At 56.4% G+C, this 26,787-nt stretch carries 20 protein-coding genes and 2 tRNA genes; 13 read left to right on the top strand and 9 right to left on the bottom strand.

All coding sequences use genetic code 11. The features are described 5' to 3' along the window. The 6 genes from AC5S3R_RS12700 to rplK all read left to right on the top strand — a co-directional run. Window positions 1-317 (top strand): EF-Tu C-terminal domain-related protein (locus AC5S3R_RS12700; protein ID WP_494267409.1); only part of this gene is annotated, 317 nt, incomplete at its 5' end. 104 nt (window positions 318-421) lie between these two features. Beyond that, window positions 422-571, top strand: a complete 150-nt coding sequence (rpmG, locus tag AC5S3R_RS12695; RefSeq protein ID WP_494267408.1) for a 50S ribosomal protein L33 — start codon at window positions 422-424, stop codon at window positions 569-571. Window positions 572-620: 49 nt separating this feature from the next. Continuing rightward, window positions 621-696 (top strand) — tRNA-Trp (locus AC5S3R_RS12690). 55 nt (window positions 697-751) lie between these two features. Beyond that, a complete protein-coding gene (secE, locus tag AC5S3R_RS12685; RefSeq protein ID WP_494267407.1) occupies window positions 752-1,042 on the top strand; it encodes a preprotein translocase subunit SecE in 291 nt (96 codons plus the stop codon). A gap of 58 nt (window positions 1,043-1,100) precedes the next feature. Next, window positions 1,101-1,739: a transcription termination/antitermination protein NusG gene (gene nusG / locus AC5S3R_RS12680; protein ID WP_494267412.1), complete on the top strand. Its 639-nt coding sequence runs from the start codon at window positions 1,101-1,103 to the stop codon at window positions 1,737-1,739. A 163-nt stretch (window positions 1,740-1,902) separates the two neighbouring features. After that, complete coding sequence (gene rplK, locus AC5S3R_RS12675; RefSeq protein WP_494267406.1) at window positions 1,903-2,340, top strand: 50S ribosomal protein L11; 438 nt, start codon at window positions 1,903-1,905, stop codon at window positions 2,338-2,340. 70 nt (window positions 2,341-2,410) lie between these two features. Here rplK and AC5S3R_RS12670 read toward each other — a convergent pair whose 3' ends face one another. Beyond that, window positions 2,411-5,383, bottom strand: coding sequence for a M14 family zinc carboxypeptidase (locus AC5S3R_RS12670; RefSeq protein WP_494267405.1), 2,973 nt, complete (start codon window positions 5,381-5,383; stop codon window positions 2,411-2,413). Window positions 5,384-6,185: 802 nt separating this feature from the next. Beyond that, entirely contained in the window at window positions 6,186-8,516 is a 2,331-nt protein-coding gene (locus tag AC5S3R_RS12665) for a RelA/SpoT family protein (protein WP_494267404.1), read from the bottom strand. A 168-nt stretch (window positions 8,517-8,684) separates the two neighbouring features. On the opposite strand from AC5S3R_RS12665, the gene AC5S3R_RS12660 reads away from it, so the two are divergent. Then, the gene (locus AC5S3R_RS12660; RefSeq protein WP_494267403.1) at window positions 8,685-9,110 is read left to right on the top strand and encodes a c-type cytochrome; all 426 of its coding nucleotides are present in this window, start codon (window positions 8,685-8,687) and stop codon (window positions 9,108-9,110) included. 51 nt (window positions 9,111-9,161) lie between these two features. Further along, the gene (locus tag AC5S3R_RS12655) at window positions 9,162-10,541 is read left to right on the top strand and encodes a class I SAM-dependent rRNA methyltransferase (protein WP_494267402.1); all 1,380 of its coding nucleotides are present in this window, start codon (window positions 9,162-9,164) and stop codon (window positions 10,539-10,541) included. 7 nt (window positions 10,542-10,548) lie between these two features. On the opposite strand, the gene AC5S3R_RS12650 is transcribed toward AC5S3R_RS12655, so the two are convergent. The 3 genes from AC5S3R_RS12650 to AC5S3R_RS12640 form a co-directional block, all read right to left on the bottom strand. After that, the gene (locus AC5S3R_RS12650) at window positions 10,549-11,274 is read right to left on the bottom strand and encodes a plasmid mobilization protein (protein ID WP_494267401.1); all 726 of its coding nucleotides are present in this window, start codon (window positions 11,272-11,274) and stop codon (window positions 10,549-10,551) included. 112 nt (window positions 11,275-11,386) lie between these two features. Then, entirely contained in the window at window positions 11,387-12,766 is a 1,380-nt protein-coding gene (locus AC5S3R_RS12645; RefSeq protein ID WP_494267400.1) for a sensor domain-containing phosphodiesterase, read from the bottom strand. Between the two features lie 156 nt (window positions 12,767-12,922). After that, window positions 12,923-15,094: a prolyl oligopeptidase family serine peptidase gene (locus AC5S3R_RS12640; RefSeq protein ID WP_494267399.1), complete on the bottom strand. Its 2,172-nt coding sequence runs from the start codon at window positions 15,092-15,094 to the stop codon at window positions 12,923-12,925. A gap of 98 nt (window positions 15,095-15,192) precedes the next feature. Here AC5S3R_RS12640 and murJ point away from each other — a divergent pair, with 98 nt between their 5' ends. Next, window positions 15,193-16,866 (top strand): murein biosynthesis integral membrane protein MurJ, encoded by a 1,674-nt coding sequence (gene murJ, locus AC5S3R_RS12635; protein ID WP_494267398.1) that lies wholly within the window; start codon window positions 15,193-15,195, stop codon window positions 16,864-16,866. A 110-nt stretch (window positions 16,867-16,976) separates the two neighbouring features. Here the strand turns inward: murJ and AC5S3R_RS12630 are convergent, their stop codons facing one another. Then, a complete protein-coding gene (locus tag AC5S3R_RS12630) occupies window positions 16,977-17,483 on the bottom strand; it encodes a bactofilin family protein (protein ID WP_494267411.1) in 507 nt (168 codons plus the stop codon). Between the two features lie 239 nt (window positions 17,484-17,722). On the opposite strand from AC5S3R_RS12630, the gene AC5S3R_RS12625 reads away from it, so the two are divergent. Further along, window positions 17,723-20,317 carry a ribonuclease R family protein gene (locus AC5S3R_RS12625; RefSeq protein ID WP_494267397.1) on the top strand — a complete coding sequence of 865 codons (2,595 nt, stop codon included), beginning with the start codon at window positions 17,723-17,725 and terminating at the stop codon, window positions 20,315-20,317. A gap of 31 nt (window positions 20,318-20,348) precedes the next feature. Here the strand turns inward: AC5S3R_RS12625 and AC5S3R_RS12620 are convergent, their stop codons facing one another. Together AC5S3R_RS12620 and AC5S3R_RS12615 are read right to left on the bottom strand one after the other, a co-directional pair. Continuing rightward, window positions 20,349-20,699: a DUF4870 domain-containing protein gene (locus AC5S3R_RS12620; RefSeq protein ID WP_494267396.1), complete on the bottom strand. Its 351-nt coding sequence runs from the start codon at window positions 20,697-20,699 to the stop codon at window positions 20,349-20,351. A 65-nt stretch (window positions 20,700-20,764) separates the two neighbouring features. Continuing rightward, a complete protein-coding gene (locus tag AC5S3R_RS12615; protein WP_494267395.1) occupies window positions 20,765-21,136 on the bottom strand; it encodes a DUF4870 domain-containing protein in 372 nt (123 codons plus the stop codon). Between the two features lie 411 nt (window positions 21,137-21,547). On the opposite strand from AC5S3R_RS12615, the gene AC5S3R_RS12610 reads away from it, so the two are divergent. Continuing rightward, window positions 21,548-21,820 carry an oxidative damage protection protein gene (locus AC5S3R_RS12610; protein ID WP_494267394.1) on the top strand — a complete coding sequence of 91 codons (273 nt, stop codon included), beginning with the start codon at window positions 21,548-21,550 and terminating at the stop codon, window positions 21,818-21,820. Between the two features lie 106 nt (window positions 21,821-21,926). Further along, window positions 21,927-22,003: transfer RNA gene (locus tag AC5S3R_RS12605), tRNA-Pro, on the top strand. 269 nt (window positions 22,004-22,272) lie between these two features. On the opposite strand, the gene AC5S3R_RS12600 is transcribed toward AC5S3R_RS12605, so the two are convergent. Further along, on the bottom strand, window positions 22,273-22,698 hold the full coding sequence (locus AC5S3R_RS12600) for a hypothetical protein (protein WP_494267393.1): 426 nt from the start codon (window positions 22,696-22,698) through the stop codon (window positions 22,273-22,275). A 256-nt stretch (window positions 22,699-22,954) separates the two neighbouring features. On the opposite strand from AC5S3R_RS12600, the gene AC5S3R_RS12595 reads away from it, so the two are divergent. Next, window positions 22,955-26,506 carry a TonB-dependent receptor gene (locus tag AC5S3R_RS12595; RefSeq protein ID WP_494267392.1) on the top strand — a complete coding sequence of 1,184 codons (3,552 nt, stop codon included), beginning with the start codon at window positions 22,955-22,957 and terminating at the stop codon, window positions 26,504-26,506. The last annotated feature ends 281 nt before the right edge of the window (window positions 26,507-26,787 follow it).

Raw genomic sequence — 26,787 nt, 5'->3', positions numbered from 1 at the left:
GCATGGTTCTGGCGAAGACCGGATCGATCACGCCTCACACGAACTTCAAGGGCGAAGTTTACGTGTTGTCGAAGGAAGAAGGCGGCCGTCACACTCCGTTCTTCAAGGGCTATCGTCCGCAGTTCTACTTCCGCACGACGGACGTGACGGGCGTGGCGGAGCTTCCGGAAGGCACGGAGATGGTGATGCCTGGCGACAACGTGCAGCTGGTTGTTGAGCTGATTACGCCTGTGGCCATGGAAAAGGGCCTGCGCTTCGCGATTCGCGAAGGCGGACGCACCGTCGGCGCTGGCACCATCAGCGAGATCATTAAGTAAGTGTTGAGGTATGCGAGGACCGGGAAATCCGGTCTTCGCTCCTCAAAGAATTTCAAGATTCGGACGAACGGCAACGAAAACGCCGAATCGGTTAGGATTGAACAATGCGGGAAATCGTGACATTGCAGTGCACTGAGTGCAAGGAGCGGAACTACTCGACGACGAAGAACAAGAAGACGACCACTGGCCGTCTCGAGTTCAAGAAGTTCTGTAACCGTTGCCGCAAGCATCAGCCGCACCGGGAAACGAAGTAAGAGCGAGGGCTCAGGTTTCAGTTAATACTGAAACCTGGCCCCGGCTTTTAGGGGCGTAAGCTCAACGGTTAAACTGTCGGTCTCCAAAACCGAACTTGGGGGTTCGAATCCCTCCGCCCCTGCCAGATTTTGCGGTGTTCCCAAAGCGGATAAGCGCTGCGGGAGTGAAGGAATGGAAGTATGGCGTCAAAGGCAGCAATTGTGAACAGCGAAGAGCGTCCATCGTCGATCAAGCGCCAAGAGCCGGGAGCGCTCTCAACCGCCTCCAGCAACTGGAATCGCTTTACCAGCTTCTTGAGCGACGTTCGCTCGGAGATGCGCAAGGTGGTTACCCCCTCGCGCAAGGAAGTGGAAGCGACCACGACTACGGTGATCGTGACAGTATTTGTCTTTGGCCTGTTCTTCTGGCTGACGGACCTTGTCTTCAGCAACGCCGTGCAGCAGATTCTGCACCGGCTTGGCGGCGAGTAGTAAAGTAAAGGGCTAAGCCGCACTCAGGCCGCCAATCTGTTCGCGAATAGAGAGCATGATGGAAGAAGAACTGAACCAACCCGTAGAAATCACCGCCGAGGAAGCCTCGACCGAGACGCCGTCCGCAGAGGGCGCGGAAACACCACAGTTGACGCCGACCAACGAGCGCTTCAAGTGGTACATTCTGCACGCCTACTCGGGCTTTGAGCGCAAGGTCAAGGAGTCCATCGAGAGCCGCATCCAGGCTTTCGGCTTGCAGGATCGCGTCGGCAAGGTGATGATTCCTATGGAGCCGGTGACCGAGATTATCAACGGCAAAAAGCGGACCATCGAGCGGGTATTTCTCCCTGGCTATGTGTTGGTCGAGATGGACCTCGACAACAACCTTTGGCACGTCCTCAAGGACACGCCGAAGGTGACCGGGTTTCTCGGCACCGGCGATAAGCCGGTAGCACTGAGCGAAGAAGAAGTCAGCTCGATTCTCTATCGCTCGGAAGTCGCGAAAGAAAAGCCACGGCTTAAGATTAAGTTTGAAAAGAACGAGTCCGTCCGTATTACCGACGGCCCGTTTGCCAACTTCAACGGCGTAGTGGATGAAATTAACGAAGATCGTGAAACGCTCAAGGTTATGGTGACCATCTTCGGCCGCTCCACCCCGGTTGAGCTTGAGTTTGGCAAAGTCGAAAAGATTGTTTAGTTGCAGCTTGTAGCCATTAGCTACTAGCTTCTAGCCGGTGTGAGGGCCTGGCGGCCTCCGGTTTAGCGGTGAACGCTTAAGCAGCAACTTCAAAATTCATCAGTGAAGTGACCGGCGAATCGCTATCAGCCAGGAGCGAAGCGCTGGTTCCGAAGGAACCACAATGGCACCTCCGAAGAAGGTAGCAACATACGTCAAGCTCCAGATTGAAGCCGGCAAGGCAACTCCTGCTCCGCCGGTAGGCCCCGCGCTCGGTCAGGCGCAGGTCAACATCATGGAGTTCTGCAAGCAGTTCAACGCTCGTACGCAGAACAAGGAAATGGCCGGCCTGATTATCCCGGTCGTCATCACGGTCTTCGCCGACCGTAGCTTCACCTTTGTTACCAAGACTCCTCCGGCAGCCGTGCTACTGAAGAAGGCTGCTGGCCTCCAGAAGGGCTCCGGCACGCCGAACAAGGACAAGGTTGGCAAGGTGACCGAAAAGCAGGTGCGCGAGATTGCCGAGCAGAAGATGCCTGACCTGAATGCGGCATCTGTTGAGACGGCCATCAAGAGCATCAAAGGTACTGCGCGCTCGATGGGCATTGAAGTCGTCGCCTAAGTTCGCTGTTTTTAAGCAATAAGAAAAGCCCTCCCGTTCGGGAGGGCTTTTCTTATTGTTCTTCCTGCTGCTATTTCTTGTCTGCAGCATGCGCCAGATGGTCGTGGTTAAGAATTGCGTTGAAGACCAGCGCATACGAACCGATGGTTTCGCCGCGGTAGATAGGGTTGTTGGCAAAGAGCAGAACGTTGCCTTCGCCAAGATGTGCGTCCACCACAATCGCATGCTCCGCGATTGAGCCGCCGCGGTCGAGCAGACCGCTTACGAGCAGGGAACGTGCATCGGAGAAGCGCAGAATCACATCAGGCCGGTACTGCGTGGGGATGATGCTGATGTTGTTGCGCATCTGCTCTTCGTTTAGCTTGCGCGGCTCCCACGGCTTCTGTTTTTCGAGCGGTTCCGCTTCGGCAAGGGTGCGGCCTTGCGGCGTGTCATCGTCATCCAATGTGCCGCGTCCAGTGGGGCGCTCAGAATAGGGGTCCATGAGCATGCGACCGCCACGGCCTCCCAGTGTGTTGGAGACGTTGAAGGCCATGCCGTTGGCGCTCATTACGGGAAGCGCGTCGCCATAGCCGAATGCGACAGGGCTGTCATGCGTGACGAAGACCGAGTTGAGCACTGTGCCCACAACGCGCGCTCCAGCGGAGGGATTGATCGAGACGCCGGGCGCAAGGCCTGTTTCAATGGCGAAGGCGGCAGTGTCTTCGCAAGTAATGAGCAGACCGCCTTTCTCAATGAACGATTTGAGATGCGCAAGACCGTCATAACCAAGGCCGGGGCGTATGTCGTCGGTTGAGTCGAGTGAGCCGACGAGGTTCGGCGTCAAGTCAGACTTCTGCCACGGCATTGGGTTGCCCCACATCGGCATGCCGTTGATGATACTGGATGTGCCTCCGCCACCAACTGGCGCAAAGATAATCACATCGTATTTAGCGTGCAGGTCTTCAGTCTTCGCGGCGGTTTGTGTGCTGATGTAATCAAAGGGCACGCCGGCAGTTTCAAAGGCGTAGCGCCACCATCCTTCAGTTTGCGTGGCGAGCCAGGTGTGCATTATTGCGATGCGCGGTGCTGTGACGGCGTGCGACGGTACAGAGGGCGCAGCGCTGAGACTGGTTGCATCTAGAACTAGCGATTTCAGTGCGGAGGATAGTTGCGAGGAATCCGTGTTGCTGATAACGAGCGAGCCGGCGGGGATGGTCTTGCCTGCGTTATCGAAGGACTTTTCCGTCACCTGGATGGATGCGCCTTTGAGCTTATAGGCGAGCGCAAGCAGAGTCGTTTGCCCATGGTTCGGCACGACTGTTATAGAGCCGGAACCAGTGACGGAGCCTGCAAGCGAAGATGGATCGTCGATCGGATTCATTGACGCCTTCAGAACTGCCGGATCGGTTACACGGGCGACCTTCAGATTGAATAACGCACTGAAGCTCCAGCCGGTGTCGTCGTAGGGATGCTTCTGTGGATCATCGGGCGCCCAGAATTGCTTGTCGAGCAGGGCATCGGCGGCGCGGGCATAGGGCTGATCCATGCGCACCACGATGCTGCCTGTTGGGAAGGTTGTCTCTTTTGGTTTATCGCCGCGTTTTTCTGCAGGCACGGGTACGGTTACGTCGGATGTAAGTTCGTGAAGCTCGATATGCTGACGCTTTAGCGCAATCAGCAGCTCAACGACGCGGTTGTTATGCGCTTCGTCATTGGTGATGACGTAAGCGGCGGGGCCTTCGAGGCCGGGCTTCTGGATGGAGCGCTTGCTTTTGACATAATAGTCTTCGAGGAAGTGTCGCGTGTTGTGTGAGAAGTACGAAATCGTTGTTAGCAGCGCGGTTTCTTCGTAGTTGTTGTTATCGCGCTGGCTCCAGAGCACTGTGGGCAGCGGCGGGTTCTGCCGGTACCATGTGCGTGAATACTCTTCCGGCGAGAGGATGCGCTTCTCTGTATCTGCACCGCCATTGCCGAACGTCTCATAGAGGCGCGAGATGCCGTTGTGCATTGCGGCGAGGAACATCAGGTAGCCGGGGCTCCATGTGTCGAAGTCGCCATGCGTAAAGACGCCGGGCATGCCGAGCGCTTGCATCTGTCCAATGTTGTTCCAGCCCAGCTCCTGCCATTCGTTCGTCAGCATCGGGTCAACCCATGCGTTATAGGGGCCGTCGCCGACGGTGTTGTCGTAGAGGAATGGCACGGATTCATGCAGGTCGTGCAGCACCTGCGCATGCCAGTCGATGTAGGTGTTGAGCACGTTGCGCGTAAGGTCCAGCGTCATGCCCATGGCATCACGGTTGTTGTCATGCGCTACGTAGTGGCCCCAGTAGAGCAGGCGCGGGAAGTTCTTGCCGGGGTTTGCCTTGTGCCAGCGGTAAATGTCTACCTGGCGGTCGCGGCCATCTACTTCTACTACCGGCGTGATGAGCACGATCATGTGTGAGCGGATGTACTGAATGTATGGCGCATCATCCACGGCCAGGCGATATGCCAGTTCCATCAATGCCGTTGGCGCGCCGGTCTCCGGCGAGTGAATGGTACCGGTGATGTAGTAGACCGGGTACGAGCTGTCGATGAGCGTCTTTGCTTTTGCGTCATCAAAGTTGATCTTGCGCGGGTCGCCGAGTTGCGCAAGCTTTACCTTATTCTCATCGGCGTGGGCGAGCAGTTCCGGGTCGCCAATTGCCGCGGCAATCATCTCGCGGCCTTCTTCCGTGTGGCCGATGGTGAAGACCTTCACGCGTGGGCTGGAAGATTCCAGCATGCGGAAGTACTTATAGACATCTTCTGCATAGGGCAGATAATTCGGTGCGCCGGAGACATCGCCGAGCACCTTTGCCGGAGTAGGCACGGTTTTGGAAGCGGGCAGGTAATCCACGAGAGGCGAAATGAAATTGGGCCCCGTGGTGTACTGCTTGATTTTGGCGGTGTAGGCCTCGTCAATCGGCTGTTTTGGATCGCGTGCATAGTCCGAGCTGACGGTGGTGTTCGGCGACTGTGCGCTGAGTGAGCAAGATGCGGCAGCAAACGCAAGAGAAAAGGCAAAATGCGAGAGTTTCATAATCCTCGGTTGGCTAGTAGTCGATCGGGAGATGCTTGCGAAACTACAACCATGCCATGCCGGGGGATGGGAATTCAATGAAGGAATGAAAGGAATTCTCCTGGGGATGTGGCCGTATAGAGGCGCATTGCCACAGTAGCGCCGTGTGTTATGCGCACAGCGGGGTGCTTTTCCATTTCTTTTATTTTGTTTGGGTTACGGACGGCTGCACAGGGACTGTGCAGAATCTTTATTTGTGAACTGTGGAACTGTGCAGAGGGCAGTTTACAGGTTTCATGTGTCAGGTTACAGACGGTTGTGCCTGCCGATGCGTACATTGGGGGCTCCTTTCTTTGGGATTCGCGAGTTAGCAGCGCTTCGCGTTTAGCAAGCAAGTCAGCGGAAAAACAGAACGGCCCGATTCCTGTGGAATCGGGCCGTTTTTCTTCTGCTGATTCTATTGTGGCAGATTTCGCATAATTGAGCGCAAATCTGGAGAGGAATCTTGCTCAATGGAATCAATGAGTTAGGAAATATTTTCCGATTTGAGGCTTGACAGGATTTTTTCCACAGGACAGCGGGAGAACTTTAGATGGGGGGACTGGCGGTATGGGTATCCCCGGTCCCCAAATGCCAGGGACCGGGGGCACCCGAGGTTTGTGGCTAGTTGCGAAGCCTCTGGCGGGAGGCAGTGGCTGCGAATCGATTCGGTGGTTAAGAAGCGGTAGAAGCATGCCTCAGTGGCTAAAGCCACACGAAATTTGGCTGAGTATTATGTACGGGCTAAAGCCCGTACCCTTCCAAACGGTTCGTCAGAGGTTGCCTATAGCTGTTGCGAGCGCTGCACGGTGCGTACGCCGGGAACGCGGCGGAGCCCGAGCACGAGTTTGTTCAGGTGGCCAAGGTCCCGTGCTTCAATGACGAACTCGACTGCGGCTTCGCCGTTTTCCATGGGGCGGGTGTCTACGCGGCGGATGTTGGTGTCGTCGTCGGAGATAACAGCCGTAAGCTCCTTCAGCATGCCGGAGCGGTCGTCACAATAGACGGTGAGGCGGACAGGGAACCGCTGCTGCGGCGTGGCGGTCTGCTCCGGTGTGCGCGACCACTCCACATTGATGCGCCGATCGCTTTCGTAGAGCAGATTCTGCACATTTGGGCAGCTACGCGCATGCACGGCTACACCTTTGCCGCGGGTTACGTAGCCCACAATCTCTTCGCCGCGAATCGGATTGCAACATCGCGCCCGGTAAACGAGCAGGTCGTTCTGCCCCTCCACCTGCAGCGAGTCTGACCCGGTGAGGTGCAGCTTGCGCACCTGGTCGGACATGCCGCCTTCGCCGGGTTTTATTTCGCTAGGTCTGGCTTCTACGCCGGGCTCGGTGTGCGCAGCGTCAAGGAAGCCCGGAGCAAGTTTGTGTAGTACCTGATGCGCGGAGTGCTTGCCTTGGCCCAGCGTGGCGAGCAGGTCGGCGGCTGTGGCTACGCCGTACTCGCTTGTAATGCGGCCAAGGTCGGAGTCGGAGACCTGGCTTAGCGGCACCTTAAACTTCTTGGCTTCGCGCTCCAGCAGCTTGCGGCCAATTTCAACGGCGCGCTGGCGCTGGTCTTCATTCAGCCAGTGCTTAATCTTGTTGCGGGCACGCGGGCTTTTGACGAAGGTGAGCCAATCGCGGCTTGGCTTGTGGTCCTTTTGCGTGATGATTTCTACGATGTCGCCCGTGCGCAGCTTGGTGCGCAGCGGCACCATGCGGCCGTTGATTTTTGCGCCGACGCAGGTATGGCCTACGTCGGTGTGAATGGTGTAGGCAAAATCAACCGGAGTGCCGTCCGCTGGAACTACAACAACTTTTCCCTTGGGCGTGAAGGTGTAGACCTCGTCGGGATAGAGGTCCATCTTCAGGCTGGAGAGAAATTCGTTGGGGTCGGTCATCTCCTTTTGCCACTCGACAAGCTGGCGAATCCAGTTCAGACGCTCCTCGTCACGTGCGTTGACGGTGCCTTCGCCGGCTTTGTACTTCCAGTGCGCGGCGATGCCTTCTTCGGCAACGCGGTGCATCTCTTCAGTGCGAATCTGCACTTCAAACTGGTGCCCGCCGCCGCCGATTACCGTGGTGTGCAGCGACTGGTAGCGGTTGGCGCGGGGCATGGCGATGAAGTCCTTGATGCGCCCCGGCACGGGCCGCCACAGGGTATGAATAAGGCCGAAGACGGCATAGCAGGCTGCTACGTCCTGCGTGATAACGCGGATTGCGAGGAAGTCGTATACCTGATCGAAGCTGACCTTGGAGCGCTCGATTTTTTGATAGATGGAGTAAAGACGCTTGATGCGCCACTCGACGCGGGCGTCGATGTTGTTCTCGCGCAACTGCTCGGTGAGGGTGTCATCGACCATGCGCAGAAACTGCTCACCTTCAGCGCGGCGTGACTCGACCTCTTGCGTCATTTGCTCGTAGCTGACGGGGTCGGTGTAGCGGAAGGCGAGGTCTTCGAGCTCGCCGCGCACTTTGCCCATGCCGAGGCGGTGAGCGAGCGGCGCGTAGATGTCCATGGTCTCGCGGGCGATTGCTTCCTGGCGTTCAGGCTTGAGGTGCTCCAGCGTGCGCATGTTGTGCAGGCGGTCGGCCAGTTTGATGAGCACGACGCGAATATCCGTGACCATGGCCAGCAGCATTTTGCGCACGTTCTCGGCCTGACGATCTTCGCGGTTGGCGAACTGGATTTTGTCGATCTTGGTGACGCCTTCGACGATGTGCGCTACCTGATCGCCGAAGTTTGCGGCGATTTCTTCACTGGTGGCGGGGGTGTCTTCTACGGCGTCATGCAGGAGCGCGGCGGCGATTGCCGTGGAGTCCAGTTTCATCTCCGCCAGCACTTCTGCAACGGCAAGCGGGTGCAGAATGTAGGGCTCGCCGGAAGCGCGCATCTGGCCTGCATGGTGTTGAATGCAGAAGGCCCATGCTTTCTGAATCAACGCAACGTCTTCTGTTGGCCGGTTTACCTGCACCTGGCGAATCAGGGCATCGAAGCGCTCGTTGATTTTTTCAAGGGGCCAGAGGGTGGCGGGAGGCATGGCTGCTGCAAGTGCAGAGTTTTCCGCGGACGCCTGAGGGGTGCTCGGGGTATCCACCGGGATGGTCTGACGGACAGTCGCCATGATTCATTATAGTCTGATTGCTTTACCAGCACATCTCTTCGCGATTTGGCGGTGCTTCCCTGGGCACGGCCCTGTGCCGCTTATCACAGCGGGAGTACATTGCGGCAGGCGTAGAGTTTCGGGCGGGTTGGGGGAGTGAAAGCCCTTAGCCCGGAACCGAGGTACGTCATGTTGAAGCGTTTCACTCTCCTTCTGCTGTTTGTGGCAACTGTGCTGGCGATAGGCTACGGGGAGTCAACCAAAAAGACGATTATTCCCGTCGGCCAGACCGATGCGACGAACGGCAAACAGATGTATGTAAATTACTGCGCGCCGTGCCATGGCATCGATGGCCGGGGAAATGGTCCTACTGCGCCTGCTCTCAAGGTGCAGCCGATGGACCTGACCGGGCTTGCCCGCGCCAATAAAGGCAAATATCCCGATGCCCATGTTGCGGCGGTGCTGCAGTTTGGCTCGACGTTGCCCGCGCATGGTTCGGCGGATATGCCGGTCTGGGGGCCTATTCTTGGTAAGATGAACCAGGCGAATCCCCAGGAACGCTCGCTCCGAATTGCCAATCTGAGCAACTACATCCGGAGCATCCAGACCAGGTAAGGCCGGCGGCTACTCCGCTCCCGGCACCGGGAAACCAGCCGGAGGGAGCTTATGCAGAAGCCGCGTGGTAACAAATCTGACAAAAACCGGAAGGCGCCAGGGGCAGGGAAGCCTCCGGCGCCTTTTCTTGCGTCGACACCGAAACCGAGGGCGAAAGAGGCCGCGAAACACGCGCCGGTAAAGTCTCCGAAGCCGGTTGCTGAGCCTGTGGAGCTGGCGCATGGTGCGCAGATTAGTCGCCGGGCGGCGGATCGCCTTCGCGCTGGGCATGTCTGGGTTTATGCCTCAGATGTGGAGTCGATTGCTGCCGGGGAGTCGGATGCGCTGCTTCCTGTGGCTGATAATCGCGGCTTGCTGCTGGGTACTGCGCTCTATAGTCCTGCTTCGCAGATTGTTTTGCGGATGGTTAGCCGCGCTGCTATTGATGAGCCGGAATGGCTTGCCGTGTTGGAAGAACGGCTGCGTAAGGCTGTGCGGATGCGGTTGCCTATGCTGAATGGAGAGACTGATGCTTGCCGCATTGCTTTTAGCGAGGCAGATGAGTTGCCGGGGGTGGTGGCGGATAAGTATGGCGACTTGGTGATTCTGCAGCTTCTGGCGCGTGGGTTGGATTCCGCTGCGGTGCGTGAGGCGTGCGTTCGTGTGCTGCGGGAAGAGCTGAATCCGGCGTCGATCCTGGAGCGGCCTGACCCGCGTATTCGCGAGCTGGAAGGGCTTTCCGTGCCGTCGCTTGCGCCGCTTTGGGCGGCTAATGCGGATGCTCCGGTGACGCAGGCAGTCTTTCATCTGAATGGGCTCAAGTTTCACTTTGACGCTAATGCCGGGCAGAAGACCGGGGCTTTTCTGGATCAGCGTAAGAACTATGCCGCTGCTGCGGAGTGGGCTCAGAAGCTTGGAGCGACGGGGCGGGCGTTGGATGTTTGCACCTATCAGGGCGGCTTTGCGCTGCACCTTGCGCGCGCGGCTGGCCGCGTGACGGGCGTGGATGTTTCGCATGCGTCGCTTGAAGTTGCGGAAAAGAATCTTGAGTCGAATCGCGACAAGATCAGCGCTGAGGTGGACTGGGTGGCGGCTGACGCTTTTGAGCTTTTGCGCGACTGGTCGGATGCTCGTGAGAGCTTCGACACGATTGTGGTGGACCCGCCAGCGTTTGCGAAATCAAAACGCGCGGTGGAAGGAGCACTGCGGGGGTACAAGGAACTGAACCTACGTGCACTCAAGATGGTTCGCCCTGGCGGATTGCTGGTTAGCTGCTCGTGTTCGCATCATGTAGACTGGCAGGCGCTTGAGGGGGCTGTTGCTTCTTCTGCTGCGGACGCGCATCGGCGTGTGCGTATTTTGCAGCGCCGCATGGCTGCGCCGGATCATCCTGTTGTGCTGAATCTGCCGGAGACGGAATATCTCAAGTGCCTCATTCTTGAGGTTGAATAGCGGGCAATCAGGCGCTTTTGCGGGTTCCGAAGAAGAAGCCAAACAGGCCCGGCTTTGTTTCTGCTTTGCGCACTTGCTTTTGCGTTGCCAGTTGTGCGGAAAGCCTCCGCTGCTCTTCTAGCGCCGCTTGTACGCGGGGACTCAATTGCTGCGCAGACGGTGATTGCGGCTCGCGGGGTGTTGCAGGTTTAAGCTGCCGCGTTTGCATGGGGGAGGGCAAAGCGGGCTGCCTCGGTGGAGCAGCAAGCGTGGGTGTTTCCTCTCGAACTGTACGTGGCTGAGGTGCGGAGTTGGTGCGCATTGCATCGGCTAGCTGCTTTACCTGCGCACGCAGTATCTCTACTTCAAAAACACAGGAACGAATGTAAGCCGAGACGGAAAGGCTGCTTTCAACAGCGCGCTGCCGCAGCAGGTCACGCTCTGGTGTTGTCAGGCATAGTGAAGCTCGCACATTGCGCTTTTCTGCAACTGCAATTGAGGCGGACGGCTTCTGCTGTACGTCCAGGGTGGGAGAAGCGGCAGCGGGCTTACGCCGCAATGCGTATTCATAGCTAAGGCTGCTTACGTCGTCCTCTTGATCTTGCTGTGTGGTTGGTGCTGGCGCCATTAGCGTGTCACCCAGGTCTACGCACGTAAGCTTCTCAAGGAATGCCGCAAAGCTATCAAGCTCCGGCGTAGCGGAATCCGGCACGGCTGTTTCGGGGGAGGGCGAAAGTGTCGCGGAGCTGTACATGCCTTGCAGCATAGCTCGTACAGTAAAAACTTGAGCAGCAAAGGAAGGTGCTTACTGCAATGAATGTTTCAAAGTGAAATTGCGGGTATGGTGTTCCGAATCGGCACGAAGTTCAGGCAACATACTCGGCAGAAGGCGCAGTCTCCGGAAGGGTTCGTCCGGGCAGGCGCAGAAGCTCCGTAATTTCATCGACGGGCACTGGCGGCGCAAAGTAGTAGCCCTGCCCGTAGCGGCAGCCAAGCTCGCGCAGCAACTGTAACTGCCCGCGTGTCTCAATGCCTTCGGCAATCGCGTCCATGTTGAGGGCGCGTGATAGCTCAATAATGGTGCGCACAATATGAATGGCCTGGTCGCCGTCTTCCATACGGCTCACAAAAGAGCGGTCGATCTTCAGCATGTCAAATGGAAACGAGTGCAGGTTGCTGAGAGAACTGTATCCGGTGCCGAAGTCATCCATGGCCAGCTTCACGCCCAGCGTGCGCAGTCCGTTGAGCACCTCGGTTGCGGCGTGCACATCGGGAATCAGCACGGACTCCGTCATCTCAAGCCCGAGTTGATGCCCCGTTGCCCCTGTCTGCATCAGCAGAGACCGCACATGGTCGGTAAGCCCTGTGCGCATAAACTGCCGCGCGGAAAGGTTTACACAAATGCGTAGCGAGCCGTTGCCTGCATCCTCGTTGGACCACCTCTGAATCTGTGCGCAGGCCTCGGCAAGCCCCCAGTCGCCGATGGGGTGAATCAGCTCGCACTGTTCCGCATGGGGAATAAAACTCATCGGAAGCAGAAGGCCATGCTCCGGGTGTTGCCAGCGAATGAGTGCCTCAAGCCCCACAATGCGGCGCGTCTCCAGCTCCACTTCCGGCTGGTAATAGAGGACAAACTCATTGCGGTCGAGCGCGCGGCGCAGATCCGCGGGCTGTGGCCACGGTGACCCGGACTTCGCCTTGCGTTCCATACCACCGCGGCGCTTGAATATCCGCTTCTCCGCCAGACGCAGCCGTCGCAGCTCAAGATGGCTTGTCACCATCGCCGCCATGTCTTCCAGTGTTTCGAGTTCCGCGGCTGTGAACTCCGCACGAGGCTTACCGTTGAGCAGCGTCAGCGTGCCCATGATGTGCTCTTCGCTCAGCCGGATGGGTACACTTGCAGCAAAGCGAAACTCGCGCCTGCGTAGTTGAATTGCCTGCTCGCAGCTCTCGATATGTGCGTCCAGAATTACGACAGGTCCGTCTTTCGCCAAAACCGCTTCGAGCATGGAGAGCCCACGCGGCAGCTCCTGCGGCCCTTTGCCCCAGAGCGACTTGACCCACAGCCGTGACTCATCTCCGAAGCCAAGCGTCACGCCATCCACATGAAAAAAGTCCGCGGCGAGCCGCGTAATGGCGTCGTAAGCAGGCTCAGGAACAGTGTCCAGAATTGCAAGGCTGCGCAACGCTTGAAGCCTTGTAAGCTCAGCGCCGCGCTGTTTGGTCGTTTCAGCCTTGGTGGTCATCAGGGGTCTCGCGCTCTTTGCTGTTACGTGGTCAAAGGCACATATTCAGAGAATTTTTACTCAGCGGATAAGCGTCCGTACTCGGTTTATCGGCTCGCGTGGCGTAGTCATGAGGTTACGCGGGGACAACTCCCCTTGGTAATGCCAAAAGAGGCCTTAGTGCGAAGCCACTGGTCCCGATTCGACCCACAAAAACGTCATCTGGTCGGCATCGTCTTCCACCGCCTGCTCCACACTTACGCCCGCCGAGTGTCCTCCTGACAGCGAATAATGCAGTAAAATAGGACGTCCGCTCGAACTTGCCGCTTGTACCAGGGGCGTCATTTTTCGTGCATGCAACGGGTCTACCCGTGTGTCGGAATCGCCTGTAAAGAACATAATCGCCGGATATTTGGTTCCGTCCTTCACATTCTGGTACGGAGAGTATTTCAGTAGATACTGGAACTGCTTTCCGTCTTCCGCTGACCCGTACTCGGTCATCCATTGCGGGCCCTGCTCGAACTTTTGATAGCGCAGCATATCGAGCAGTGGATAGCCGCACCATACCGCTGAAAATAGTTCCGGGTGCTGCGTAATGGAAGCGCCCATCAGCAAGCCGCCGTTGGAGCGGCCGGTAATCGCAAAGTGTTCCGCGGAGGTGTACTTGTTGTCGATGAGATAGCGTGCTGCCGCAAACCAGTCGTCGAAGACGTTCTGTTTCTTCTCAAACATTCCCGCCTGGTGCCATTTTTCGCCGTATTCGCCGCCGCCGCGCATATTGGGATAGGCAAACCAGCCGCCCTGGCTCATCCACCATGCCCACATCGGGTTCCAGTGCGAGGTCATGGATAGGTTGAAGCCGCCATAACCGGACATGAGCAGGCGGACGCTTCCATCCTGCTTCAGGCCTTTTTTTCCGCCAATAAACATGGGCACCTTGGTTCCGTCTTTTGAGGTGTAGAAGACCTGCTTTAACTCGTAATCGGCGGTGTTGAAAGGGACCTTGGGGGCAAAGAAGATTTCGCGCTTGCCGGTTTGCGTGTCGAGGCGGTAAATGGTTGGCGGCTGAATGTAGGACTCAAAGGTGAAGTAACCGTAGCGCTGGCCAGGGTAGCCCATGACGCTGGAGGCTGTGCCCGCGCCGGGAGCGTCGAGTTTGCCGAGCGGCTTGCCGGCCAATGTGTAAACGGTGTTCTCTGATTGCACGTCATGCAGGCGGTGAACGTAGAGCTTTCCGCCTACGATGGAGAAGTCTTCCATGACGTCGGAGGATTCGGGGACGATGGTCTGCCAGGCGTCGGCTGCTACGCCGGGGTCGGCTTTCAGCACGCGGTAATTGGGGGCTTTGTAGTCGGTGATGACGTACCACGCGTTGGCGGCGCGCCGCACGTAGAAGCGCGAATCGACGCCCCAGACGAGTACTTCGAAATAGGACCCCGGTTTGGTCAGGTCGCGGTAAACGACATCGACACGGCGTGCTGGGACGCCGCGGTCGATGGTTACAACGAGATAGTGCTGGTCGTCGGTTACGTAGGCGTTGAAGAGGTCCATGGGCCCCAGCGGCTCGCCGCGGAACTCGCGGCCAAAGAGCAGGGTGTCCCTGGAGATGCGCTCGCCAAATTTGTGTTCGTAAAGCAGGGTTCCTTCCCGCTTTTGGACGGAGTAGAAAATGCCTGTGTTGTCTGGCGTGAAACTGGCTGAGCGGAGCAGGCTTGCGGGCAGTTCGTCTTCCAGTGTTTTGCCTGTTTTTACGTTGTAGATGCGCAGTGCGGTTTCGTCGGCTCCGCCCTGCCTGACGCCGTAGGCAAGCAGGCTGCCATCGTGTGAGACTGCTTCAATGTTTACCGAGGTGTTGGTATCGCGGCTGAGTTGCGCGGGGTCGATCAGTCGCTCGTCTTTTTCTGTAGAACCGTGTTCCGTAGAACCGTGGTCGGCATAGCCGCGCCGGATGTAAATGGAGGCCTGTTCCTCTTCCGCGAGACGCTTCATGAAAAAGAGGTTTTCTCCGTGCGCGTCGGGCACGGACCATACGGCTACATGCTCAAGGGCACTCAGGTCTTCGGCCACCTGGGGGCGAATCCGCGCCTGCTTCAAATAGCGCTGCGTATAGGCGTTCTGTGCGTCGATAAAGGCGCGTGTTTCCGTGCTCTTTGCGTCTTCGAGCCACCGGTACGGGTCCACAATTTTTGTGCCAAAGTAGTCATCCGTAACAGGTTTGGTCTCCGTGGGCGGGTGAGCGGGCAGGGTAATGCCCTCGCGTCCGTGAATCGCCTGCGCGGGCATAACTGGCGGAAATCCAAGTGCAAAAGCCGAAATAAACAATACGGAACGGGTAGCGAGGCGCATCATGAGCAGTTTCCCCATTAAGAACTTTCTGATTGCGAACAGGATACGCGACCGGATTGATGCGGGAAATCCAAGCCCGCCTCCAGATAAAATCAAGCTTAGTGACTGAACCGCTCGCCAGCGTAGAGATGCAGCAGCCCAGGCCTAATCCGGGCCAGCGACGGGCATCGCCGTTGTCGCGTATTCTCGGCGTGCTCAGTCCGTCGCGTGCGCAGTCCGCTTCTACCGCAACCATCATCCTGATGATTTCGACGCTTCTGTCGAGCCTGATTGGGTTGGTTCGCACGAAGTACATTGCCCAGCTTTTTGGCAGTGGCGCGGAGGCAGACGCTTTCAACGCTGCTTTCTATCTGCCCGACCAGATTATGTACTTTCTTGTCGGCGGAGCGGCGTCTATCACTTTTGTTACGATCCTCACGCGGTATCGCGACTCTGGCCGCGAGGATGAGGGTTATCGCGCGCTCTCGGTGATTCTGACCACGATGCTGCTGGTGCTTGGCGGCGCGATTGTCCTTGCTGAGATTTTTGCTCCTTACTATGTGGGTGCGTACTTTCAAGGCTTTTCGCCGGACAAGGCTGCGCTCTGCGTTCGTCTCACGCGCATCCTGCTTCCGGGGCCGTTGTTTTTCTTTGGCGGAGGTGTGCTGGGCTCTGTGCTGCTGGTGCGCAAGCAGTTTGGCGTGCAGGCTATTACGCCGCTCATCTACAACCTGGGGACCATCTTTGGCGGCATCTTTCTGGTGCGCCGCATGGGCATCTCGTCGCTTGCACTTGGCACGACAGTGGGCGCGTTTCTTGGGCCATTCCTGCTGAATGCCATTTTTGCAATTCGTGCTGGTGCGCGTGTTCGGCCTATGCTCGACTGGAACAACGAGGGGCTGCGGGAATGGGTTCGACTTTCCTTGCCGCTCATTATTGGTGTTTCCGTTGTGACGGCGGATAACTGGATTATCGGCCACATTGCCGCTACTACCAATGGCGCTATTTCGCTGATGAGCTATGCCAAGCGGCTCTTTACTGCGCCCATGTCCATGTTGGCACAGGCTGCGGGAGTGGCCTCGATGCCGTTTTTTGCCAGCCTGTGGAACAACAACAAGCGCTACGAGTTTGCCACCAGCGTTGCTGACTCTGTTTCCCGCGTTATCTCGCTTGGCTTTCTGATGGCTTCCGGCCTGATTGCTCTTGCGTTGCCGCTTGTTGACCTCATCTTTGTTGGCGGACGTTTCTCTCGTGACAATGCGGGCGCATTTGCTGCGTACTTCTCCATCTTTTGCGTCTCGATGTTCCTGTGGGCTGCGCAGTCCATCTATGCGCGTGCTTTTTACGCCGCGGGAAATACGCTGCTGCCCATGGTTGCCGGAACCATTGTTACGCTGGTTTCTCTGCCTATTTATTACGGCCTTTATCACTGGATGGGAGCAACTGGGCTTGCTGTTGCGTCGGACGCTGGAATCACGCTGCAAACGCTGACGCTTGCGTTTATGCTGCACCAGAAGCGCATGGTTTCGCTTGCCGGCCTGGACTTTGAAGAGATTGGGCGCTGCCTCTTTGCGGGCATTGCTGGGGGCGGGGCGGTATGGCTCATCTTTACCGTGCTTCGTGATTGGTTGATGCACGCGCTGCATCGCGATGCCAGCGCCGGTGGGCGCTTGACGGATCTGATTATTCTGCTGACAGGAAGCGCGCTGTGGATGGCCGTTGCGTGGCTTGTGCTGGAGCGGACGGGGTCAGCTTTGCCTCGCGTAATGGCCAGGAAACTCAAGCTAGCGAAATAACCCGGGCGCGGCGCGGACGAAAATCTCTGCAGTTTTCGTTATAAAAGCGCACGAACCCCCGCCGTAGCGGAGGCTCGGTGCAAATAATCTATATGCAGCTTGCTTGTTGCTTAGACGGTAGCCTTGGCCGGCTCGGGCGTAGCCGCCGAAGCCTTGGCCGGTGCAGCATCTCCCGACTTCTTGATGTCGATGCCGCCCTTGAAGAACGCGCCGTCTTCAATGCTGATGCGGGCAGCCGAAACATCGCCCGTCACCGCGCCTTCCGCACGAATATCCACGCGGTCGGTCGCTGAAACATTGCCGCGAACCTTACCAAGAACAACCACTTCACGCGCCGTGATGCTGGCGGCAACCTGGCCGTTACGGCCTACCGTTACGCGATTTCCATTCAACACAATGCTGCCTTCGACCTTGCCGTCGATGAACAGCGACTCCGTGCCAGAGATCTCGCCCTTAATGTAAAGCCCCTTGCTGATCGAGGCCTGGTCGCCGGCCGCCGAAACGCTGCTGCTGCGCGCGGGCTCGTGCGAAACTGCCGGCTGCGCAGCAGGGCGCGCCGCGGGCTCAGGCGTAGGGGTATTAGAGGTCGGGGACTCCGGCTGGCTGGGTTTCCACATGCGATTCAATGTAGTTCCTTTCCGTAACTTCCTTAAAAGATGATTCCGGCGGGGGGATAAGCGTTCGCATCCTCGCTGTTCTGCCATTCTAATCGGCTTGGCGCGGTCACTGCCTAGTCCAGACACTGAAAAATCTAAGAAAAATTGCCAACAGGATGCTTGCACGACACTCCAGTGGCAAAGTGGGAACGCGTCCGAGCGTTCCAGCCGTGCCCTGCGTCCCGTCACGCGATACCCTCATGAATATGACGGATAAGGAACTCCTTGCGCGCATCTCCCGCTCCCCTGGCGGAAAAGCAGGCTATAAGCAACTGGTGCGCGAACTCGGCCTGGGCGGCGGCCGCGAGCGCCGTCTGCTCCTTGAACATCTGGCCCGCCTTACTGCCAGCGGCCGTTTAGTAAAAATCGACCGCGAGCTTTGGGGAATTCCCCGCGCCAATACCGGCTCGCAAACCGGAGGCAGTGGAACCCGCGATAATCTCGCCGCTGGCCGTCTTGACCTGCATCGCGACGGCTATGGCTTTGTTCGTCCCAATCCGCGCCAGCCTTCGGGAATCGACGAAGATATTTTTGTTCCGCCTGATGAAATCAACGGAGCTATGCAGGGCGACCAGGTGCTGGTTGAAGTGGCTCCGCCTCGTGGTGATGGCCGCCGCATGGGCCGCATTGTTCGCGTTGTCGAACGGCGCAACGCAACCGTGGTTGGTACCTTCCGCTATGCCAGGTCTGAACGCGCCGGGGGCAATCTCGTTATTCCTTTTGATGAGCGCATGACGCAGCCCATCCTGATTCCTTTTGGCAAAGAAATTCCTTCGCTGGAAGAAAAGGCAACGCCGCATCGTGTTCTGGGAGCAGAGGCGCATGTCACGGATGAGTACGATGATCTCGACGGCCTCATTGTTGATGTAGAAATCACACATTGGCCTACGCCGACCAGACCGGCGGCTGGCCGCGTTATCGAAATTCTTGGCAGCCCTGATGACTTTGGCGTGGATGTCGAGATGATGATTCGCAAGCACAAGCTTCCACATACCTTTCCGGAAAATGTGTTGGAAGAAGCTCGTCGCGTTGCGCATCTCGATTTGGAAGAAGTGGCGAAACGCCGCGATTTTCGCGCGCTTCCTATTGTCACCATCGATGGGGAAACAGCACGCGACTTCGACGATGCTGTTCTAGTTACGGAACGCAAAGGCGGTGGTTATGAGCTGCAAGTACACATTGCTGACGTAGCTGAATACGTGCGTACGGCCAGCGACCTTGACCTTGAAGCGCGGCTGCGTGGCACCAGTGTTTACTTCCCGGACCGCGCTATCCCGGTGCTCCCGCAGGAGCTTTCGACAGATATCTGCAGCTTGCGTCCCAACGAAGACCGCCTTGTGCTGAGCTGCCTGATGCAGCTTGATGCGCAGGGCAACATTGAGAGTTACGAAGTCACCGAAGGCGTCATCCGCTCTGCGCATCGCATGACGTATACGAAGGTGCATAAGATTCTCGAAGGTGATGAGCAGTTGTGTGCCGAATACGCGGACCGCGTTGCAGACTTTGAGCGCATGCACCATCTTGCGATGCTGATGAACAAACGCCGCACAGAGCGCGGCTCGATTGATTTCGATTTGCCTGAGCCTGTTATCGAGTTTGATGAAAACGGGCAGATGCGCGGTGTTACGAAGGCTGAGCGTACATGGGCTAATCGCCTCATCGAAGAGTTTATGCTTGCGGCGAATGAATGCGTCGCCACCTGGCTCGAAGACCTTGGTGTGCCTTCGCTGTATCGCATTCACGAGCGCCCCGAAGCGCGCCGCGTTGTTGAGTTTGAAGAACAGGCGGCAGGCTTTGGTTATTCGCTTGGCCTTGGTGCGTTACCTGTTAAGAAAATCCAAACGCGTGGAGACCGCCGCGACTCGGAACGCAGGGGGCACAAAGCGCGCACGCATGAGGTGCCAGAGGAGATTGCTGTTACGCCGCGCATGTATCAAAAGCTTGCCGGGCGACTTGAAGGCAGGCCTGAAGAGCGCATTCTGAGCTACTTAATGCTGCGCTCACTCAAGCAGGCACGCTACTCCGAAATCAATGAAGGCCACTTTGCGCTGGCTGCGCCTTCCTATACGCATTTCACTTCGCCCATTCGCCGCTATCCTGACCTTATCGTGCATCGCATCAGCAAGGAGTTGCTGCGGCGCGGTGTCAGCGGCAAGGGAACTATCGCTAAGGGGCGCATGGATTCTCCGTGGACGCACCCCAATGAAGGGCTGCATGGCATTGTGCTGCATCGCGCCAAGCGTCATGCGACGAACTCTGAAATCGAGCCGCCTATTCCTGAATTTGAGCTGACGCAAATTGCCGAAGAGACCAGCCAGACGGAGCGCCGTGCCTCCGATGCGGAACGCGAGCTTGTTGAGTGGAAGAAGGTTCGCTTTATGCAGGACCGCGTGGGCGAAGAGTTTGCCGCGCTTGTGCTCAATCCCACGAAATACGGGCTCTTTGTGGAGCTGACGGATATGTTTGTTGAAGGGCTTGTGCCTATCGACAGCCTGCGCGATGACCGTTACAGCTTTCGCGAAAATACACATGAAATTATCGGCTCGCGTTTGGGCCGCATCTTTCGCGCTGGAGACCGTGTCGAGGTTATCCTCGATCGCATTCTTGCGCAGGAGCGCAAGCTGCAGTTCTCCATTGTTGAAGAAGGCATTCCGCTTACCGGCAAAAAGTTGCCCAAGCCAAAAGCAGCGAAGAAGAAGCATCGCGAGGCGCACGCTCCTCACGCTGCTGCGCCGCGCAAAGCCGGCAAGCATCGCCACGCCAAGCACAGTCATAGAAAAGGCAAGCGGCGCTAATCACATCGCCGCTTGCCATGATTTATCGAAGCTATGCTCCGGCTTGCTTTTCTGCGATGTCGCCGATAAAGGGTAGCTTGTACTTTTCGCCCTTGCTGGCCTTGAGAATCACGATAATCCACAGTACCAGGAAGCCCAGATCAAGCAGCCCCAGCACTAGCCACCCAATCACGGGGATGAAACCCAGCACAATGTGCGCCGCCGCAAAGGCGACCGCAAAGAAGATCGACTGCCACGCGTGGAAGCGCACAAACGAGCTCTTGTTGTAGGGCTCCAGCACCAGAAAAATAATCGCCGGAATAATCGTGACGTAGGACAGCGCTCCGGCTGTGTTGTCAGTGAGTCCGGCTGCAGCCGGCGCAGGTGCAAGTTCGTCAGGCATGTTGACTCCTTTCGGGTATGGGGAAGTGTTCTCGAGCTTTTGTAGGCTCAGGGAAATATGCGTGCCTATGAGCCGGCTTGCCTTTCTGCAATATCGCCGAGCACGGGCACTTTGAACTTCTTACCGTTGAAGGCGTTAATCATCACAATGAGCCACAGGATGAAAAATCCCAGCCACACCAGCGGATAGAGAAACAGGTCAACGAACATAATAAAGGGAATCCGCCCCAGGATGGAGAGCGCAATGTTGATGACGAACGTGCAGGCGGAGAGCAGCAACGACTGCCACGCGTGAAAGCGGATGAAGGAGCTTCGATTATAGGGCTCCAGTATCAGGAAAATGATTGCTGGGATGAAAGTGATGTAAGCCAATCCGCCGGCTGCATTGTCGCTCAGCCCGGCCTGGCTAGTGGGGGTAAAGGGCGCCTGGTCTGTCATTTCGTTCTCCGTAAAAAGGGGTAAAACTGCGTGCGCAGGACGACGGGCTCTGCAATCAGCGGCATATGGGGAAACAACGCGGAGCCGGTCTGGTTAGAGCCATCCGGGACTCTCTCATCGAAGGCTGTTGCAGAGGAAGTTGCTGCCATCCCCATGCTGGGGTACGGCTGCCGGGCTGTAGCCTATATGGTGCCTGCAGCGTGGAATCCGTTACAGGCTGCCAACACACGCGAAAGAATGCGCAAATTGTTGAACGCCATCAGAAAATCGTGAATAGCACCCGTTGTCAAGAGTATTTTTGGAGACTTACCCTGCCAATCCGTACTTCGGACGACCGTTTTCGGCATTTGCGGCTTGGTTCTCCGCGATTTCCGGCGCATCCAATACAATATCCAAGGAGAAATTTTACGAATGGCGCACATGGTTTTTTGCGTTCGCAACAAGAAGGAGATGGAGGGGCTCGACGAGCCGCCCTTCGACTCGGAGTTTGGCCAGAAGATTTACAAGAACGTCTCCAAGGCGGCATGGGGAGAGTGGGTTGAGCGTCAAAAGATGCTGCTGAACGAGTATCGCCTGCAGCCGTGGACTCCGCAGGCCCAGCAGTTTCTCGTTGAGCAGATGGAGGAGTTCTTCTTTGGAGAAGGCTCTGCCCTGCCGCAGGAGTTTGTTCCCCCCTCGCAGTAGTGGCGCAGGAATCGGGACAGGAAATCCGCCCCGAAACTGTACCAATGGTGTAGACTGAATGAAGTAGACCCCATGAGCCGGCTCGTCCGAGCCGGCTTGACTGTGTCGGGACGTGGCTCAGCCTGGTAGAGCACTCGCTTGGGGTGCGAGGGGTCGGCAGTTCAAATCTGCCCGTCCCGACCATTATTAGAATCAATAGCTTACATTGCAGCGCAAGATACGCGATCAGAATTGGCTGTCATGCTGCAGCTATGGGGAAATCTGTAGGATCATTCCTAAGTCACGACAATAACCGTGGTTCCTCCATTACAAGCCCTGGTACTCAAACAATGTATGTATTGCGCCTCAGTTGCCTTGGAGAAGGTTGCAGTGCGCAGCACCTAATCGCTCAGCAAATCCTTGTAATCGTCGCCGAGCTTCCCGAGTATGGCGTTTTTGGCGTGAAAGCTTAGTCAATCGCGTGCTCGTTTTGGCAAATCGGGCCGCTGCTCCACTTCGATATACTGCTGTGCCTCTGCCTCATCGAAGCCCATTTTCGCCATGTTCTGCTCCAGCTTCTTTGCTGCCACGCCGAAGTCTGGACTGAAAACGTGGCATATATATCTCTCTTCAACAAAGTAGCTAGGGGCTGTCGTGTACAAGATCCTGGCACGGAGAACCTCATACTTGAGCTCTCGGCTGGTCGTGATCAAGCCGTGAATTGTCCGATTGATTGCTTCCGTGGACGCATTCGTCAATCCAGAATCGAAGTAAGTATAGAGTCGATTTGAACAAGCGCAGGCAGTTGGCGGAAGCGAACGGCGCAGTCGCAAATGGCACATATTAACCATATTGAAATGATTAATATGATGTACCGAAAGCCAGGTAATTTGTGCCAAATCTTTGCGATAACATGTCGGATTGCCTGCTCTGCCTTGATGGAAATACTGTCAGCTAAACGCAGACTGATTCAGTGTTTTCCTTCACTTATTTACGAATAAGCGCTCTCTCAAAAGTGTGCGCACCGTAATTAGTTCCAGTTTAACTGCTCCGTCTGCGACGCAAGGAGGCCTTGTGGGACTGAAAGAGTATACGTACAAATTGTGTCGCTGTTCTCAGATTGCCAAGCGCTGTTCTGGCTTGACGCTAGTGTTCATGATGTTTCTGCTCGCTGGTTTGCTGCATGCCCAGGTGGACCAGGGAAGTATTTCGGGGACAATCGCCGACCCTACCGGTGCTGTTGTTCAAGGCGCTGTGGTTACGGCGACCAATACGGCGACTAATCTGACATTGAGTGCAACAACGAACGGTGCGGGGCAGTACACCATTGCGCCCATCAAGATTGGCGACTACACCCTGAAAGTTACGGCGCCAGGCTTCCAGACTGCCGAACGGAATCATATCCAGGTTGATGTCAGTAGTTTTATTCGCCTGAATATCAAGCTTAATCCGGGGGCGGTGAGTGAGGTTGTGCAGGTTAAGGCGGACGACGCGGAACTGCAGACAGAAGATGCCTCCACTGGGCAGGTGTTTACGACGGAGCAGTTGAATGATGCACCGCTGGCAAACCGGAACTACACGTTTCTTGCGCAGATAACAACTGGTGTTAACCCACCAAACCAGGGAAATTCCCAGACCTCTGGTTCAGGCGCTTTCTCGTCGAACGGTAGCCGAGCCTCGCAGAACGATTTCGTTCTTGATGGCGTTGACAACAATTCGAACATGCAGGATTTTCTCAATGGCGCTACTTATGCGGTACTGCCTCCGCCTGACGCATTGCAGGAGTTCAAGGTGCAGTCGAGCGATTACAGTGCTGAGCTGGGGCGTGGCACCGGCGCAGCTGTTAATGCCTCTATTAAGTCGGGAACAAACTCGATTCATGGCAGTCTATGGGAATATCTGCGCAACGATCGCATGACGGCCAACGATTATTTCAATACATCGGGATCGACTGCTTACCACAGCAACGTTTTCGGAGCGACGCTCGGCGGACCAATTCTCAAAAACAAGCTCTTTATTTTTGCCGACGGACAAGGGACCCGGATTTCGCAGTTCAGTCCTGAGCAGCCGAATAATACTGTGCCAACGGATGCGATGCGTAATGGCGACTTTTCCGAGTTGCTGGACCCGGCCAACACGACTGGATTGGGCGCCATAACGCTCTACCAGACCGGCGGTAACGTGACTTCGACAATCGGAGGCGCCGAGGCGGCGAAAGATCCTTCTCGATATCTTTCCTGTCCAACGACGACGGCTGTTTACCAGACGGGAATTTCAGGGCAGAATGTTATCTGTCCCGCGAATGTCAATTCCATTGCCAAGGGGATTCTTAAGTTATTCCCCGAGCCTAACCAGGGCGCGGCGCACCAGACCTTCCAAAACTACACGATTCCTGCGACCTCGACGACCAACAACACCACTCAGTACGATATCCGTGCCGATTTCAATCCATCGTCGAAGGATCAAGCCTTTGGACGCTATAGCTACTCCAACAACCCAACAACGTATGCTCCGCCTTTCCCGATTCTTGATGGTGGCGGTTTCGGAAGCGATGGCCAAAACTCGAACTACTCCAAGAGCGGCGTCGTCAGTGAAACCCATTTCTTTTCCCCTACCTTGGTTAACGAGTTCCGTGTCGGTTACAACTGGCTGCATGCATCTTATTTGCAGGTAGGAAGCCAGACCAACATTGCAGCGCAGTATGGTCTTGGCGGTATTCCCTATGGCCCGGATCTTGGCGGCTTCCCCGATATTAACTTCGGCGGTGATATCAATGGCGTTGGCATTCCCAGTTACATGCCATCCGATGAGCTGCAGAATGTGATTGAGTTTATTGATAACGTCACGAAAACCGTCGGCAAGCACACGGTTAAAGTCGGTGTGAATATTCAGCACGCGCGTTTCCACGGGCTGCAGACTCCGAATCCAACTGGTTCGCAGAGCTACAGTGGAACCTACACCGGAGATCCCGGTGATTTATCCGGCGCTGTGACGGGATCGGGAGTCGCGGATTTTCTTCTCGATTCGATGAACTCCTCAGGCCTCAACAGTGTTTCGCCGTACACCGATCTCCGCTACTACGACGCTGCTTTCATTCAGGATGATTACAAGATTAGCTCCAACCTCACCCTGAATCTCGGCCTTCGCTGGGAGTACACGCAGCCTTTCGTTGAGCTGAATGATATGCAGGCGAATTTCATCGGCAACTATCTCGGTATGAACCAGGGAACCGGCACGTTGCTGATTCCGCGGTCGCAGAGCGGTTACCCCATTCCCGCAGTCATGGCCCAGGCCTTTGCCAAGGACAATGTCACGATCCAATACACGTCGAACCGATCTCTCTTGAATCCAGATCATCACGAATTTGCTCCGCGCGTAGGTTTCGCCTATCAGCCAACGGCAAGAATCGTTCTGCGCGGCGGCTTCGGTTTCTTTTACGGCGGTCAAGAGAATTATGGGCTCGGAGAGAACTTATTCAACAATCCGCCCTTCTTCATCACCAGCTCTTACATTCCCGCACCTAACCAGTGCTACAACACGGCGACTACGGGAGTTGTTTGTCCCACCAATGGACAAACGCTTGAAACTGGATTTGGCGCTGCAGCTACCAGCGCGGCGGCACTGGCTGCCAATGCGCAACTGCCCACGCTCTTCCAACATGACTACAATGCCAAGAGCACGTACACGGAATCCTATAACCTGAGCTTGCAGCAAAGCATCACGTCCAGCACTAGCTTCACCATCAGCTATCAAGGCAATGTGAGCCGCCATCTGCTTACAACGGTTGCAGGCAATCAATATCCTGGCGTCATTCCGCAGGGTGCGAATAGTCAGCTTTATCAGCCCTTCTATGACATTGGCACAATCAATCGCATGACGAACGAGGGCATAGGCAATTACAGCTCGCTTCAGACCAAGATTGAGAGGAGAATGTCAAACGGCCTCTACTTCCTTGCGGGTTATACGTGGTCGCATAGTCTGGATGATGCTGCCCAACCAATTCAAGGCAATGAAGGCCAAGGCGCCAGCAATTACAACTTCCTGGGGCTGCGGTTCAATTATGGCGCAAGCGTTACAGATGTTCGCAATCGCTTCACCTTGTCGTCCACATATGAGTTGCCCTTTGGCCAGGGAAAGAAGTTCCTGAACCATGGCGGCGTTATCGACCAGACGCTTGGCGGCTGGAGGCTCTCCGGGATTTTCCAGGCGCAGACCGGTACCCCTATCGCTTTTGGTGGCCTGTTCAAGACCGGTAATCCGTTTGCAACGGGTGGAACGCCGAATGCGATTACGCAACATAATGTCTCATGCGCCACGAAAGTGAAGACTCTGGAGCACTGGTTCAACCCCTGTGCTTTCTCGCAGGCTCCTGTCGCCATTCTTCCTGGTACGGCCACAACTCTGAATGAAAACTACGTTCCTCTCGCGCAGGCAGGTTCACTGCCCTATGGTGGAGGCCGCGTCACGGTCGCAGGACCCGGGTTCAACCGTCTTGACTTGTCCCTGTTTAAGACGTTTCCGCTGGAGTTCCATCACACGGCATTTGAATTACGTGCTGACGGGTTCAATGTCTTCAATCACCCATCCTTCGGAGACCCGAGCAACTCGATCACTAGTACTACTGCAGGACATATTGGATCCACGCGTTTCAGTCGCATTCTTCCGGATGCGCGTACGATCCAGGTGGCAGGCCGTCTTACCTTCTAACACAAACGAAATGCCAACTTCGAGGCACGACAGCGATTGCTGTCGTGCCTTGTTATGAGAGAGCCGACGGGCGCCACGGGCAGGCAGGGAGTACTCGCTCTATGTATTGGAAAGATATTACTTCCTCATCTGCAATTTGCCGCTCCATAAGAGATTTCTTGCGAAGCAGTGCAGGGCGCATTCGTCCTAAGCAGCTTCTCGGTGCGGCTCTTCGTGGCGACAGTGCATTGGGCCAGGAAAATAGCTCACAGGCTGTCCGGGTTGCGCCCAAGGCTGCTTCA

The sequence above is a fragment of the Occallatibacter sp. FHG110214_02 genome (assembly GCF_059115385.1).
This window is presented reverse-complemented; position numbering and strand designations above follow the sequence as displayed.